Source organism: Paenibacillus sp. P4_E11, from assembly GCF_056401635.1.
Genome location: NZ_JBFUIX010000717.1, coordinates 1 through 550 on the forward strand (window position 1 = coordinate 1; position 550 = coordinate 550).

General features: G+C 42.0%; 1 protein-coding gene. It reads right to left on the reverse strand.

Going from position 1 to position 550, the window contains the following annotated elements:
* Positions 1–104: 104 nt before the first annotated feature.
* Positions 105–550 (reverse strand): tyrosine-type recombinase/integrase (locus AC1DWB_RS37100; RefSeq protein WP_477546018.1); only part of this gene is annotated, 446 nt, incomplete at its 5' end.

A 550-nucleotide genomic window follows, 5' to 3' on the forward strand; every position in this document is an offset into this window, starting at 1 on the left:
GTTACATACATTCTCCTTCACTTCCTCGAAATACATTAAATAAATATAGTTCTATTGAACTTTCGTCTAACGTAAAATCTGCGACACATGTCGTTTAATAGTCTCTATTTTGAGGGATCTGTGTTGTGGATAGTATTACTGACACTCGGAAGGATTCGATCTAAAGGACTCATAACACGGCGGGCGTCTTTGGTACTGACATGGGTGTAAATTTGTGTTGTTTTTATATTTTCGTGACCGAGAAGCTCTTGAATGTAGCGTAGATCGGTGCCGCCTTCAAGCAAGTGCGTGGCGAAAGAATGCCTTAGCGTATGAACGGTTGCCGGTTTTCGAATGCTTGCTGCATCACGAGCCCGTTCAAATATTCTTTGGATACTCCTTTCCGTGATTGGTCTATTACGGTCCATACCAGGAAAGAGCCAGTCATAAGGACGTTCCTTCTCCAAATAAATGGAAATAATTTCATATGCCGATCGGGACAGTACGGTTACACGGTCTTTTCTCCCTTTTCCTTGTCGGATATGGACTACGAATCGTTCATTATCAAGAT